Source organism: Flavobacterium saliperosum (assembly GCF_900100625.1).
In the GTDB taxonomy this organism is placed as follows: Bacteria; Bacteroidota; Bacteroidia; order Flavobacteriales; family Flavobacteriaceae; genus Flavobacterium; species Flavobacterium saliperosum.
This window is the reverse complement of record NZ_FMTY01000003.1, coordinates 242023-256913: the sequence shown is the minus strand read 5'-3', so window position 1 is coordinate 256913 and position 14891 is coordinate 242023. Positions and strand designations below refer to the sequence as shown.

The 14891-nt window shown below is 41.5% G+C and carries 14 protein-coding genes; all 14 read right to left on the bottom strand.

Annotation, left to right across the window (positions count from 1 at the left end; genetic code table 11):
- Positions 1–84: 84 nt before the first annotated feature.
- Entirely contained in the window at positions 85–555 is a 471-nt protein-coding gene (locus BLQ05_RS07465) for a hypothetical protein (RefSeq protein ID WP_023577160.1), read from the bottom strand.
- A gap of 97 nt (positions 556–652) precedes the next feature.
- Positions 653–841: a YgaP family membrane protein gene (locus BLQ05_RS07460; protein WP_023577161.1), complete on the bottom strand. Its 189-nt coding sequence runs from the start codon at positions 839–841 to the stop codon at positions 653–655.
- Positions 842–843: 2 nt separating this feature from the next.
- Positions 844–1149, bottom strand: coding sequence for a hypothetical protein (locus BLQ05_RS07455; protein WP_023577162.1), 306 nt, complete (start codon positions 1147–1149; stop codon positions 844–846).
- Positions 1150–1151: 2 nt separating this feature from the next.
- The gene (locus BLQ05_RS07450) at positions 1152–4340 is read right to left on the bottom strand and encodes an efflux RND transporter permease subunit (protein WP_023577163.1); all 3189 of its coding nucleotides are present in this window, start codon (positions 4338–4340) and stop codon (positions 1152–1154) included.
- A gap of 39 nt (positions 4341–4379) precedes the next feature.
- Positions 4380–5465, bottom strand: a complete 1086-nt coding sequence (locus BLQ05_RS07445; protein ID WP_023577164.1) for an efflux RND transporter periplasmic adaptor subunit — start codon at positions 5463–5465, stop codon at positions 4380–4382.
- Between the two features lie 10 nt (positions 5466–5475).
- Positions 5476–6789: a TolC family protein gene (locus BLQ05_RS07440; protein WP_023577165.1), complete on the bottom strand. Its 1314-nt coding sequence runs from the start codon at positions 6787–6789 to the stop codon at positions 5476–5478.
- A gap of 213 nt (positions 6790–7002) precedes the next feature.
- A complete protein-coding gene (locus BLQ05_RS07435) occupies positions 7003–8604 on the bottom strand; it encodes a hypothetical protein (RefSeq protein ID WP_023577166.1) in 1602 nt (533 codons plus the stop codon).
- A 7-nt stretch (positions 8605–8611) separates the two neighbouring features.
- Positions 8612–8965 carry a hypothetical protein gene (locus tag BLQ05_RS07430; protein ID WP_143000922.1) on the bottom strand — a complete coding sequence of 118 codons (354 nt, stop codon included), beginning with the start codon at positions 8963–8965 and terminating at the stop codon, positions 8612–8614.
- A gap of 76 nt (positions 8966–9041) precedes the next feature.
- Complete coding sequence (locus tag BLQ05_RS13710; protein WP_143000921.1) at positions 9042–9377, bottom strand: hypothetical protein; 336 nt, start codon at positions 9375–9377, stop codon at positions 9042–9044.
- A gap of 232 nt (positions 9378–9609) precedes the next feature.
- Complete coding sequence (locus tag BLQ05_RS07425) at positions 9610–9801, bottom strand: hypothetical protein (protein ID WP_023577168.1); 192 nt, start codon at positions 9799–9801, stop codon at positions 9610–9612.
- A 67-nt stretch (positions 9802–9868) separates the two neighbouring features.
- The gene (locus BLQ05_RS07420; RefSeq protein ID WP_035654758.1) at positions 9869–10201 is read right to left on the bottom strand and encodes a hypothetical protein; all 333 of its coding nucleotides are present in this window, start codon (positions 10199–10201) and stop codon (positions 9869–9871) included.
- Between the two features lie 64 nt (positions 10202–10265).
- Positions 10266–11951 (bottom strand): MBOAT family O-acyltransferase, encoded by a 1686-nt coding sequence (locus tag BLQ05_RS07415; RefSeq protein WP_023577170.1) that lies wholly within the window; start codon positions 11949–11951, stop codon positions 10266–10268.
- Between the two features lies 1 nt (position 11952).
- Positions 11953–13374 carry a GDSL-type esterase/lipase family protein gene (locus BLQ05_RS07410; RefSeq protein WP_035654759.1) on the bottom strand — a complete coding sequence of 474 codons (1422 nt, stop codon included), beginning with the start codon at positions 13372–13374 and terminating at the stop codon, positions 11953–11955.
- Entirely contained in the window at positions 13364–14815 is a 1452-nt protein-coding gene (locus BLQ05_RS07405) for an SGNH/GDSL hydrolase family protein (RefSeq protein WP_023577172.1), read from the bottom strand. The genes BLQ05_RS07410 and BLQ05_RS07405 overlap by 11 nt, the downstream gene beginning before the upstream one ends.
- Between the last annotated feature and the right edge of the window lie 76 nt (positions 14816–14891).

Below are 14891 nucleotides of genomic sequence, written 5' to 3'. Positions count from 1 at the left end.
AAAGTCGCAAAGGTGCAAAGTGACAGTGGTGCAAAGTTTTGGGTTTTAAGGAATAAAAAACCAGTCCGTAGACTGGTGTTGTATTTAATTCTTTTCGAAAGTCAGAAAATCGGTTCCGCCGCCACCGCCGCTTACATCGGTCAATCTGATTTTGGTAGCCGTATGTTCCAACACTTCCCAATCATCGGTTAAATCTTCAAAGTTGAGAGGCGCTGTAAATCCTACATTGAAATGGACATCACTCGGACTGTCGTCATTGCTGTTACTGTCGGTTACTGACCACGTTCCGGTGTAGGTATTACCACCGTTGGTTGCCGTTAACACATTACTGGCACCAAAAGTAAAATTGTATCCGGTAAAGTTTGCGGTTTCATCCGTATCGGTATCGTAAAAATAGGTGATGCGCCAAGTTCCCGAAGAAACCGCATTTCGTATTGCCGTTATCGTCTGACTGTTATTTGACGAAGACGAATTGCTATTGTCATCATCATCGGAACAACCCAAACTAACCATTAGCAGAAAAACCGCTGCTGAAAGACTTACTATTTTTTTCATATCAAAATTTTAAACATTAAAAACTCAGAATAAAATTAACGCTTTTTTCTGAATAAAATTGCATAAAAAAACCGCCTTACGACGGTTATTTTCTGATTTAATCCTGAATCTTGAAGACTTTTCGGAGAATGTCTTCCAGCAGACACCATTTGGTGAATGACGACTGAAGCAAATTGATTCCCACAAATCCTGTGAACCACAACCAATTCTGATTGACATACACTGCCAATAACAAACTGATCAGTATAAACGTGCCGGCTACGGCTCTAACAATTCTGTTTATCATAATTATAAAGTTTTATCTGTGTTAATTATTACGGCATGAATAGCGTTCGCTGTCGCTTGTTTTTCATTGAACATTTTGGCTTTTTGAAGAAAACCATCCGTTTTAATTTGTTCAGTAAAAACATGAAACAAAACCGATTCACACTCACTCTTATCATTGGCAAACCAGTTATCCTTTACGGACAGTCCGGAGCAGTCTTTAAATCCGTTAACATCCTGATAGGTATAACTTTGAATTCCTGCTTCCTTTAAAAACAATTTGATATTGTCTTCAAAAGCTTTTACGGAGGTTATGAGCATCATTTTCATCGTTATTCGTATTTATGTTTTTCGGTTATGTAATAAATCAGCGGAACTACAATCAATGTTAATAATGTCGATACAATCGCTCCGGCCACCAGTGAAATCGCCAACCCTTGGAAAATCGGGTCAAACAGAATGATGGAAGCTCCGATTACCACGGCCCCGGTTGTTAATAAAATTGGGGTGGTTCGTACCGCTCCGGCTTCAATAATGGCTTGTTTTAAAGGCGCTCCTTCTTTGAGTCGGATTTCGATAAAGTCGATGAGCAGCACCGAGTTCCGCACCATAACTCCCGCCAGAGCAATCATTCCGATAAAGGAAGTTGCGGTGAAGAAAGCATCTAACAACCAGTGACCCAATACAATTCCGATTAACGATAGCGGAATGGCCATCATCATGACAATCGGCGTTTTGAAGTTCTGGAACCAGCCCACAATCAGCATGTAAATCACAATAATCACGATTAAAAAGGCCGCTCCCAAATCACGGAACACTTCCAGGGTAATCTGCCATTCGCCATCCCATTTCACGGTGAAATCGCTTTCATCCGAAGGTTGTTCCATGTACAGTTCGTTTACTTTATACCCTTTCGGCAGTTTCATCTGCTGCAATTTCTCGTTCATTCCCAAAATCGCATATACCGGACTTTCCAATACTCCCGCCATATCCGCTGTAACATACACTACGCGTTTTTGGTCTTTACGGTAAATCGTTTTTTTCAGGGTTTCATTTTTCACTTTTACCAGATCGCTCACCGGAATCATAGTTCCTTGCGCCGATTTGATCTTAATGTTCTGAATATCCTGCAGACTCGTTTTCTCGTTATCATCCAAAGCCAATACGATTCCGATATTGTCGCTTGAATTTTCATCGTACAATCGGGAAACCGGATATTCTTTCATGATTGTGGTTAATGTAGCAACAACTTGTTGAGGCGCTACACCGTACAACATGGCTTTTTCCTTATCAACTTCGAGTTTGTATTCGGTCTGATTGTCTTCGGTCATCCAATCTACATCCACGATATCAGACGTCGATTCCAGTATGGTTTTCACCTGATTGGCGACTTCAATCTGCTCTTCATAATTCGGTCCGTAAATTTCGGCTACCAAAGTTGACAAAACCGGTGGTCCCGGCGGCACTTCAATCACTTTCACATTCGCACCGTATTTTTTGGCAATCTTCTGAATCTCCGGACGCACGGCTTTCGCGATGTCGTGACTCTGTTCGCTTCGGTCTTCCTTATGCAGCAGATTCACCTGAATATCGGCCATATTACTTCCGCCACGCAGGTCGTAATGACGCACCAGTCCGTTAAAGGTAATTGGTGCCGAGGTTCCGACATAATTCTGATAACTCACCACTTCAGGGCGCCCGGAAAGGTATTGCGCAATTTCTTTCGTTACCGCTGCAGTGCGTTCCAACGTAGTTCCTTCCGGCATATCGATGACCACCTGGAATTCGTTCTTGTTATCGAAAGGCAGCATTTTCACGGCTACCGATTTGGTAAAGAACATCAGTACCGAACCCAATAACAATACAATCGTAATGCCGAACATAATCAGACGCTTTTTGGAACTTTCCAAAAACGGACGCTCCACCTTATTGTAGATTCTATAAATCCAACTGGTTTCAAGACCTTGCTCCTCTTTATGTTTTTGTTCGTCCTTTTCCTGAAGCAAATGATACCCCAGATAAGGTGTTACTGTCAAGGCAACGAACAACGACAAGATCATCGCAATGGAAGCGCCAATCGGCATCGGACTCATGTATGGCCCCATCATTCCCGATACGAAAGCCATCGGTAAAATAGCCGCAATAACCGTAAATGTCGCCAGAATAGTAGGATTTCCGACTTCATTAATCGCATAAATCGCAGCCTGTTTGAACGGCAGTCGCTTCATTTTAAAGTGACGGTGCATGTTTTCGGCGATGATAATACTGTCATCCACCACAATTCCCACCACGAACACCAGGGCAAAAAGGGTGATTCGGTTTAAGGTATATCCTAATAAATAATAACTGAAAAGCGTCAGTGCAAACGTTAGCGGTACGGAGAAGAAAACCACCAATCCGCCGCGCCATCCCATGGCAAACATTACCAAAAGCGTCACGGCAATAATCGCAACACCCAGGTGCAGCAACAACTCGCCTACTTTATGCGACGCGGTTTCGCCGTAGTTACGGGTCACTTCCACGTGAACGTCACTCGGAATCAATGTTTTCTTTAATGCTTCTACTTTCGTGATGATTTTCTCGGAGATTTTCATCGCATCGGCACCTTTCACTTTGGCTACCGAAATGGTTACCGCGGGATATTCCGAAGTGTTTTTCGCTCGCGCCTCATTTCCGGTTCCGTATCCAAAAGAGACGTAGCTTTTTGGCGATGAAGGTCCGTCCTGAACGGCCGCCACCTGTTTTAAATACACCGGCATGTTTTTGTTTACACCCACAACCAGATTCTCCACATCTTCATCCGAGGTTAAAAAATTCCCTGTAGTTAAAAGATACTCTTGGTCTTTGCTTACAAAACTTCCGGACTGCGATTGCTGATTGTTGGCCTGGATCATCTGCACTACCGAAAGCGCATCGATTCCATTTTCAGCTAACTTGTCTTTGTCCAAAACTACTTTCAGTTCGCGGTTTCTTCCTCCGATTTTATTGGTAATGGCTACGTCCTTTACTTTCTCGATTTCGTTGGTTAACTCACCGGCAATCTGACGTAACTGATAATCATCGTATTTTTCGCTCCACAAGGTCAGTCCCAGCATCGGAACATCGTCTATGGAACGTGTTTTTACCATCGGTTGCATCACGCCTTGCGGCATATTCATGGCATTTTTATTCAATTCGTCGTACAATTTCACATACGAGCGTTCGATGTCTTCACCCACATAAAACTGAACAATCAACATCGCCTGACCGTTCATGGCCATACTGTGTACGTGCTCCACCCCTTTGATATTGGAAATCACTTTCTCCAGCGGTTTTACCACACGGCTTTCCACTTCGGCTGGGCTGGCTCCCGGATAACCTACCATTACGTCGGCCATCGGAACATTAATTTGCGGTTCTTCTTCCCTCGGAATTAAGAACGAGCTGTATACGCCTATCATCATCAACGCCACCATCAACAAGATGGTTAGTTTTGAGTTGATGAAGAAATTGGCTATTTTTCCTGAAATACCTTCTTGCATAATTTCTTTCGTTTAAAGTTTACTGTTAACGGTTTACAGTTACTGAATACTGATTTTCGCTCCGTTAACCAATTTCCCTTCGGCTTCAGTAACATAACTTTCAGAAGCATTTAAGCCGGATAGCACTTCTACCTGATTCCCGAACGATTTCCCGGTTTTAATCCAACGCAATAGCGCGGTGTTATTGGACCCAACCACATAAACTCCGGTCAACTGACCCTGTTTCACCAAAGCGCTTTCGGGTACTAAAACCACATCGCTTTCGGTTGTTTTAACCGTTTTTTCAACAGGAAAGTGTACGTTGACAAACATGCCGGATAAGGTAGCCGCATCCGTTTTATCCAAATTCACTTTTACTAAATATTGTCCTCCTGTATTTTTAGCCGACAAACTTATTTCCGATACATTCCCAGTTAGTTCCTTGTTGGAGGATTTCACCAATACTTTCACCGGCATTCCGTTTTTGATGGAGGTGATGTCCGATTCCGAAACCATCGCGGTTACCTGGAGACGTCCCGAACCTTCGATGCTCACTAACGGCATCCCCGGATTCGCCATGTCGCCTTCTTTCACAAACGTATTAGTTACTACACCTGAAAACGGAGCGGTTATGTTCGAATAGGAAAACTGCGCCAGTACTTCATTTCGCATTTGTCGTGCGGCTTCGAGTCCGGCTTTTGCCATTTCGTAACGCGCCGTCATATCGTCCAGTTCTTTTTGCGACGCACTTTGCTGACTGTACAGGTTTACGAAACGATCGTAATCTTTCTTCGCATTTTTATAAGCGGCTTCTGCCTGAATAATGGAAGCGTCCACCTGTGCTTTTTTCGCCTGTAAATCGGTACTGTTCACCGTTACCAAAAGTTGCCCGGCTTTTACATTCTGACCAACTTTTACGTTCACTTTGGTTACATACCCCATCATTCGGGTACTTAAGTTGGCACTGTTTTCGGCTTCAATTTTTCCGCTGGCGGTTACAAACGGACTGCCTGAATCACCGGAAGGCGTACTCACTTTTACGGAAACTGTCGGTTGTGTAACAGCTTCCTGTTTCTTATCGCCGGAACAATTCGCCACTAAAACAGCGGTTCCGATTATCATTAAAGATTTACTGATTCTATTCATGGTTGGTTATTTATTTTGTTAGAAATTGTTGGTATTGTTGGGTGAAATTGTATTCGAAAACGGCTTGCAAATATTCCAGTTCTTTTTGGGCCACTTGGGTTTCCGATTGCAATACATCGGTGGTTTTTTCAAGACCTTGTGTGAATCGGTTTTTTCGGATTCTTTGCGCTTCCTGAGATTGTTCGAAAGCCAGTTTCGAAAGGTTCACTTTATTTTCGGCGTCCAATAACTGACGGTTGGTTTTGTTCAGTTCCAGCTGACTTTGTGCTTTGTACTGTTTCAGCTCCAATTCGGATTTCTGGAAATCGGCTTTTGCTTTCTGAAGTTTTCCCACGGACTTGTACCCGTCGAATAAGGACCATGACAATTGTGCGCCTACCGTATAACCGTTGGCTGCCATTCCGAAAATTTTAGTATCGTATAATTCATACGCTCCGAAAGCGTTCAAACGCGGAAGAAAACTCATTTTTCCGGACTGCATCATTTTACGATACGCCTCACTGGACTTGTTCATCGCCTGAAGATCTTTACGGTTGTCAGACAATGTTGCCGTTACCGAAGTCACCGCGATGGTGTTTTCCAAAGCTTCTGTGGGCTGGTATACTTTTCCGGTCATGTCTTCCTGAAGCAGAAACGCTAAATAATCGGAAGCATTCTGTACATTACTTTTGGCGTATTGCAGTTGGTTTTTCACTTCATTTACACGCACCTGAACAGACAATACATCGGTTTTTTGCAGGTACCCTTGTTTGAAATTGTTCTCTACATATTTAAGTGTCGCTTCGGAAGTAGTATTTGCTTTTTCCAAAACCGTTACCGCTTTATATGCCAATTGCAACTGCATAAACGCTTTGCTCAATTCCAGTTCCAGGTATTCTTTGGAACGCTCGGTTTGCAACTGATAGGCTTCCATCTTCGCTTTGGCCGCCTGTCTGCCGTAAATTCCGTCCACATTGATTATCGGTTGCAAGACTTCAATTTTGGTTGCGTAATTTTGGGTCTGATTAGGATCATTCAGTAACGCCGGGTTGAAATCGGCTGCGGTTAAAATCTCCTGATTCAGTTTCGAACCGAAAGCCATTAACGGATTGGTCGTGGTCATGGCCGTATGCGAAGCGGAGATACTCGGTAAGAAAAGCGAATTCGACTGGCGATAATCGGCCTGAGCGGATTTGAATTCCTGATTGGCGATTTTGAGCTGTAAGTTCTTTTCGGAAGCTTTCTGCCACAAATCGTTTTTGGAAATACGCAGCGTATCCTGCGCCATCATCACTTGCGTAAAAACAAGGAATCCTAATAATAACAGTTGAATTTTATTTTTCATAACATTTACTTATCTCTGATTATGAAGCAAATGTATGACGGACAAAAAGTATAGTCAGTAACAAGTGTTACACTCCTCTCGAATCCACTAAACACTAGAATGCTTATATGAAAAAACATTACAAAAGGCCACTAGTACCAATACTAAAAACATCTGTAAAACAAAAGACACCCAAAAAAGGTGTCTTTTACTGATGATTGTTTTTTAAAATTTTTACTTGCGGATTACCTTGCGGGAAACGAAATACTTATTATCAAAAACAAACGTGATGATTACCACATTGGTCTTAGCTTTGGATAAACCGAAACTCATGGTATTCAAGCCAATATTGGTCCCTACAATTTCACCATTTTCAATAATCTTACCATCTAAAGAAGATATCAAATAGTCCAGAGGCACTTCTTTTATTAGTGTGAACTCCACATTAACATCATCTGATGTGGTCGGATTGGGTGAAACCGTAAAGGAATAAGGATTGCTGCCATCAATTTCCGCAACACTCAAAGCCGGGTTTTTGATTAATTTAACCTCATAAACCGTAGGATCGGCACTGGTTAAATTTACCTGATTGTCTGTAAAGGCCGATTTGGAAGAACTTTGGATTCCGCCGTAAAGATGCCCGATTACAAACTCATCTGCCGTAATATCACTGAGCTTAATCACTTCGTTGGAATAATGAGGTAAATTAGTGCTCATAATAAACTCGGCGCCCGATCCTTTCAGGCTTGGCATTTCTACAGGCAACTGGTATTCGGTTAAAGTCCCGTCAGCCGAGCGCGTAGTTCTGCTTATTGTTTTCACAAACGGAACGGTGTCATCCTGTATCAAAGTTCCGTTCTGATAATAATACTGACTTATTCCTCCGAAAAACAAATTGTGCATACTGTTTTCGGTTTGATCATACAAACAGGCTTTCCCGCTATGATAATTACTCAGATATTGATTGAACTGTGTTTGCGGAAAGTACCCTCCGCTCTTAATATCCACAGGGTATAAAAAAGGTAAATCGGCATTAATCTGAAAAACGCCGGATGAAATGGTGTATCCCAACTCGCCGTCCGGAAACACCTGAGGCAACAGATTGTAATCCCGACGATGCAAATGAACCGCATCCGTAATCTCCTGATAATTGGCATAACTTAATTGGGTTCCTGAGTTGTCGATGGTAAATTTCCGGATCTGATTGGAATAGGTCTGTGTAAATGTTGGGTTGCCCATCGGATTGTACCGTCCGTCGAAACGGTGTCCTCCCACCAGATAAAAGGTACCGTCTATTTTTGCCAATTGCCCGCCCGTTATGGCGAAAACATCATTGGAAATCTGCTTAAAATAAGACGCTATGGGTGTGCCGGCTATGATGGCATTGATCAGACCGGGAACATTAACCGATGTCAGATTAGTAAAGGTTTTATGGTCATTTGCCGTAACGGAAAAAGCATACCCGCCGATAATGTACAACGCATCCCCATCCTGATGAAAATTCATGTTGGTGGATTGCAATTGTTCCTTGATTCCAGTTGGCAAAGAATTTAAAGAAGCCGACCACGATTGTTGCGTTGCGATATCAACCACATAAATGTCGGTATTGTTTTGGGCACCCGGAAAAGCGTTAAAAGGCTGGCGTGCGTGAATTCCGTCTTTTCTTCCACCGATAATCAGCCATTTTCCGTTCGATTGGGCAAAGGCATACGAATGCAATCCCGGCAAACCGGAAACTGTTACCGGTGTAAGCACCACATCGTAAGCAAAGGTGCTTTGAGCCAATGCGGAATGACTTGCAAACAGCAGCAGCACTATGTAAATATAATTTTTCATCTGTACTTTAATTTAATTCCCTTTGAACAAAACGATCTGCCACTTCCGGTTTTACAGTTGGGGTGTCATCAAAAACCGATTCCGATGTTGATTCTTGATCCGCGGCTTTTTCAACACCGATACGGGAAGGGGTCACAATGTTTTGAATTGTTTCGTCATTTTCTAAATTGGTTCCCGAACAATCATGACAACGAACACAACTTTCGGATGTTACAACTTTGTTGGCTTGAGAATGTGCCAATGCGAAAGGCGTTTCTTTTTCTAAAGAATATTTTGAAGATTGGATGGTGGCGGACTGGCTTCCCAAACATAAAAACGCCAGACCAAACAGCATTATTGAAATTGATAGTATAGACTTCATAATTAGGTATAAATAAGTGTGTCCGAAACCGAATAAAACAGTAACCGACATCATTAATAATAATTGAGAATTTAATTTATAGCAAAGAAGAAGTCTTGGGAGGGTGCCATATCGTATTCTGATATTTAGGGATAAATATCTTCTCGTAATGGGACTGGTTTTTTCCGATAGCGGCTTCCAGAATAAAAGGATCTGGAGTCAACCGTAATTCGCTTACAAACTGTAGCGGACTGAAATTTAAACTGGTTATGAATTTACTTTTTTCACAACCCTCAGGAAAACTGCTACTTGAGGATTTTTTTTCACAAGAAAGTGCTTTCGACCCAATGTGATGCAACTTAACAGACCGCACCGAAGGCAACGCCGTCAGTACAATCAGATAAGCACATACTATGTAGACCAAAAATTTCACAATCCTAATATATGAATTTTAATATACTTTACACCAACACGTTAGGATTATTCCATGAATACCACTAAAGAATTTCCTAAACAGATTTTTCTCTAAACCGAAAAAAAAGCAGTATTCTACTTTTAGAATCTTGGTGAAATTATAATTTTATAAACAATAATCTGTAACTTATGTTACAAAGCAAAAAAAACGCCTCGATTTCTCGAGGCGTCTTACTGGTAATCTTAAAGAATTATGCTTTTTTTGCAGAACAACAAGCTTTTTTCTCACCTGTTGAGCAAGCTTTTTTCTCTTCTTTAGAGCATTCTTCTTTTTTAGTGGTTGCTTCTTTTTTAGCAGGTCCGCTGGTTTTTTTCTCTTGTGCATTTACATTCATTGAAACTGTAAATAATGCTACTGCTAAAATTGCTACGATATTTTTCATATTGATATTTTTTAAAATTAATTTATTGATTTTTTATTTTGTTTATTTTGAATTTGTAATCTCGGATTTAGGAAATGCCTTCCGGAGGATGCCAAAACGTATTATAATAATTGGGTATAAACGATTTTTCGTAAATCAGGTTTTCTTTTTTTTCCGTTTCAAATTCAATTGGTATTGAAAGGTTCTGAATCTGTTGCACGATGAACTGTCCTGCCGAAAAATTCATGTTCAGCACACATTTTTCTTTCTGACAGCCTTCGGGTATTTCTTCTTTCTGACAACATCCTTTTTTAGCCGTAGCCGTACAATGCGCTTTCATATGAGACTTTACCACACGCAAAGTTGGTGTCCCCATCAGAAGCACAAAATAAAAAGTTAATATCGCTGTCAAAAATTTCATTGCTTCAAATGTAGAAAAAAAAATGAATTATGATAATTTTTGCTAACTTAATATTTTATTAAAATTAAAACTGAAAATAAATGAAAGGCTGAGGCCCCGCAGAAGCAGTGGCATACACCAGCCAATAAACCAATCCTAACACGAGTGCTTTTACAATAATCGGGAGTGATTTGAAGACCGATTGCATCGCATTAATCATTTTTTCGGGTAAATAATGCCATGAAAAACCGATAGCCATCAACAAAAATACATTTTTATACCCTTGAGCAATAACCATCCATTGTTCCCAATCAAAAGTTACTTTTCCTATGTTGTTGATTAATTCCAAAGCAATGGTAAAATCTTTCGCACGGAAGAAAATCCAACAGAAGGTTACGAAATGAAACGTTATCAGTACCGAAATCACCAACCAAACGTATCCGAAAAATGATTTTTTCTCCTCTTTTTTGGATGGAAAAAACTCCATGATGATTTTATGAACTGCCAGTCCCATTCCGTGCAAAGCGCCCCAAATGATGAAACGCAAACTCGCGCCGTGCCACAATCCGCCCAATAACATGGTGGTCATCAGGTTGACATTGGTAAACATAGTACGCTCTTTTTCCTTAGACAATAAAAACGTCAGGGCAAAAAGAACGGTGGAACCAATTGCTATAATCAAAGGAACATTACTGGTTGGCGCATACGTGATGCCCCAAACAATCAATCCGAAAAAGAACAAGGCTGGGAATAAAAATCCGGCAAAGGTTCCGTTACGGTTACCCCCTACCGAGATGTATAAAAAGTCTTTCAACCAGGTGGACAACGAAATGTGCCATCTTCTCCAGAATTCGGTAATCGATGCCGACTGATACGGTGTTCTGAAATTCGTGGGTAATTTGAATCCTAACAACAAAGCCACCCCAATCGCCATATCGGAATATCCGGAGAAATCACAGTAAATCTGAATCGCATACCCGTAAGAGGCCATTAAATTTTCGAAAGCGGTATATGCGGAAGGTGCGTCAAAAACACGATCCACGAAATTGATCGAAATGTAATCGGAAATCACCGTTTTCTTAATCAATCCGCCAATAATCAACAGAAAGGCGCGGTTGATATCGTCTTTGGTCACGTTTAATTTCTGATAAATCTGCGGCAGGAAATCTTTGGCACGAACAATAGGTCCGGCTACCAACTGCGGGAAGAACGATACGAAAAACAGGTAATCCACATAGCTTTTCGTGGGCTCTATTTCCTTACGGTAAATCTCAATGATGTAACTTATCGACTGGAACGTATAGAACGAAATCCCCACCGGAAGGATGATTTTCTGAAATTCGAAATGCCCGTCGGAAACCGAATTATAGGTATCAATGATGAAATTCGTGTATTTGAAATACCCTAAAAAGCCTAAATTCAACACCACACTGAAGGCCAGGCACAATTTCTTATTCAGTACGCTTTGCGTGCGGTGGACCAGATTCCCTAAATTATAATCGACTATCGAAGAACCCAGCAACAACAAAAAGAAAACACCGCTCGATTTGTAATAGAAAAACAAGGAGAACAGGATTACATATACCAAACGCGGATAAAACGTATTTTTAAGCGTAATGTAAAAACTGTAGAAAATCAGGAACATTCCAAGGAACAAACCGGTATTGAACAAAATCGGTTCCTTCGGATTGTAAACAAACCAGTCGGTAACCGTTTCGGCAGTTAAATTTGTAAAGAGTGAGGCTATATTTTGGGTAAACCAATCCTGCATATTAATTTTTCTTATTTACTTTAAAATTCTCGTAGGCGTTCAGCAACGCTTCACTGAAAAGGGCACCTTGTTTTTCGTAACCGGCTTTGGAATAATGCACTTTGTCCCCCGACATCAAACCCTGACGGTAATTTCGGTTCACACCATACATCCCGCCCATAATCGCAAACAAATCATAAGCAGCGTGATTCACCGTGGTCGCCTGCGTATTGATGGCACGTGCATACTCATCGGCAAAACGATTCAGGGAACGACGGTACAACAAGGAAGGCGGCGTCGACAACACCAAAACTTCCGCATTCGGATTCTTGGTTTTGATAGTGGCAATAAATGCATTAAGCACGTTCATATAATCCTGAACCGGCATTTTATCAAACGTTTCATTTGTTCCCAGGGAGACGATTATCAAATCTGCTTCTAATGCGGCAACCTGTTCGAAAAACAACGGATATTTGTTATAGTCAGACGCTTTGGCACCATTTACACCAATGGCACTGTACGTGATTCCGGGTTCGTTTCTTTCAAAAACCAATCCGTTCAAAGCGAAAGCAGTGGCTTTTTTATTCGGAATCAGGTAGATTTTATCCATAAGGGTTTCCGAATAAAACGAGTGCGCTTGAGCTTCCTCATTCAGCGAAAGCGGAATAAATTCCGAACGTTTAAGGCTTCGTTTCTGCATTTCATTCGTTGGGATCTTCAGCGTTTTTCCGGCACGGATCTTATCCGATTTCAAACCGTTGGCACGTTTCAATTCGGCTACGGAAATATTGTATTTGTCGGCGATGATGGAAATCGCTTCCCCATTTTTGATTTTATGTACGATTTTCTTCGGCACTTTCGATTCCAGCACAATGGTTTTGGAACTCGTGGCCACATCGAACATCGGAGTATTTTCCGGAGTGACGATTTTTAGCGTATTGAATTGGTAGGCGTTGTCTTTTACGTTGATTTCCAATGCAAAATCTTTCGCCCGGGTCGTCAATGAAATGCCGCTTAAACCAATCGGACTGCCGTTTTTTTCTTTAGTCAACCGGTGATTATTCCACGATTCGTTGGAAGAATAACGGATGTAGTGACTGCCGTTGGTTTTTGCCAAATTGTGCGGAAAGGAAAATCCCAACCCGCCGTTTCCGAATGTATCCTGAAGCTTTTTTCGGATAACACCCGTAAACAAATCGGCCTGAATGTGGGAATCTCCAATATGAACCACACGCACTTTTCCGGTTTTAGCCGTTTCAAGGACGTACAATTTTTCAAAAAAACGATCTATCGCTTTGGTATTGGAAATCGCATTTTCTCCGTAACTCAGCTTCGCTTCCATTCCCAGCGTATCGACTTCCACCGTGGTAGAATCAATCACTTGGGCGGACAGCGTTACGGAAAAGAGCAATCCGGAAAACAATAGGAGCAATTTATTCCACATGAACACTGTCTGTTTTAACGGTTACACTGTCTCTCTTAACAGCTGGCTTTACTGGTTTTCTGTTGGCACGCAGTTTTTTGAATTGCTGATACCCACCGTAAATCTGATCGTACACTAACGACGAAATCCGTTTGGCCCCGCGATAATTAAAATGGGTATAATCCTTATTGGCCGAAGCCGGCGTTTCTTCCACCCATTTCACCATCGAACCGTCCCCTCCCATTAAGGTGTATAAATTCACGAAACCGGCTTGCGACTGAATCGCGTATTTTTTCTGTGCTGTCGATAATGGAACCACTGCCGAATCGGTTTTCATTTCCAAATCGTATTTCGTGGATTTGTCTGCCGTGGAAATAATCAAAATGGCTACACCGGGAAAGCATTCTTTCAAATGATTCACCACTTTTTTCATGCGCTTTTCGTACCAGGTGTAATTTAAAGAACCGTAATTCAACACATTGGTTCCGTAATGCAAAACGATTAAATCGTAGCCTAATTTCTCCTGAAACTGACGCATTACTTCGGTATTGAAGGTTGAAATCGGCAAACCGGAATTCCCTCGATTCGAGAAGTTATCCACGTGAACACCTTTTCCGTCATCGAAATTCAATCCGTAAACCGGAATCGAATCCGCTTTTATGAAATCGACTTTCAGGTTTTTGGTGGTGTTTCCGATTACTAGTGTATTCACCAATTTGTTGGGCGACAATTTTTTGTAAATCGTATCGTTGCCAACTTTCAACGCAATTTTACCACTCTTATTGGATGATTTTCCGTAGAAAAGCGTCGGATTGTAGAGTTCCGTAAGGTTTTTAATTTTACTTGCTTTGTATTTTACCCACTCCACGTTTGCGGTATCATTCGCGAAAAACACATGTCCGTTTACGCCGAAAGGTTTTCTCGGATTTTTTACGTTCAGATAGGATTGTGTTTTCCAGTTTGGTGAAAATTCGTGTTTGATGGAATTACGCGACGCTGCGGATTCGGAAGTGATGTTCACGAAACCTACGCCCTGGCCGCCAAATTCGTTCTGGAAATTCGTTCTGAAATCCTGCACAATCATGTCGCCGTCGGTCATCGAATCGCCAAAATACGCGATACGTACATTGCCTTGCTGCGTGGTTTCCAACTGATACAGTTTTTCATAAAATTGCACTAAATGCTGAAAACCCCTGTAATCGCTAAAAGTCTCATCAGGAAACGTGATACCGTCAACCGCTGCAAAAGAAATAGGCTGATTGGAAAGGGTATCGCCTTCTTCGGCAGTATTTTCTTCTTCGATTGCCTCCAAAAGCAGACTGTCGATCACCACATTTTTAGCGTTAACCGTACTTTCGGAAAACAATTTCTTCGGCAAGAACGATTTGAACACCAAAAATGCCGCTATGGAAACTGCAAAAATTGTGAGCGATGGAACAAAGTATGATTTATTTTGATTCATTTTATATTCAGGTGTTAGGGATTAGTCGTTAGGAGTTAGGTATTCCCTCTTTCTATTTTTACTAACTACTAATTAC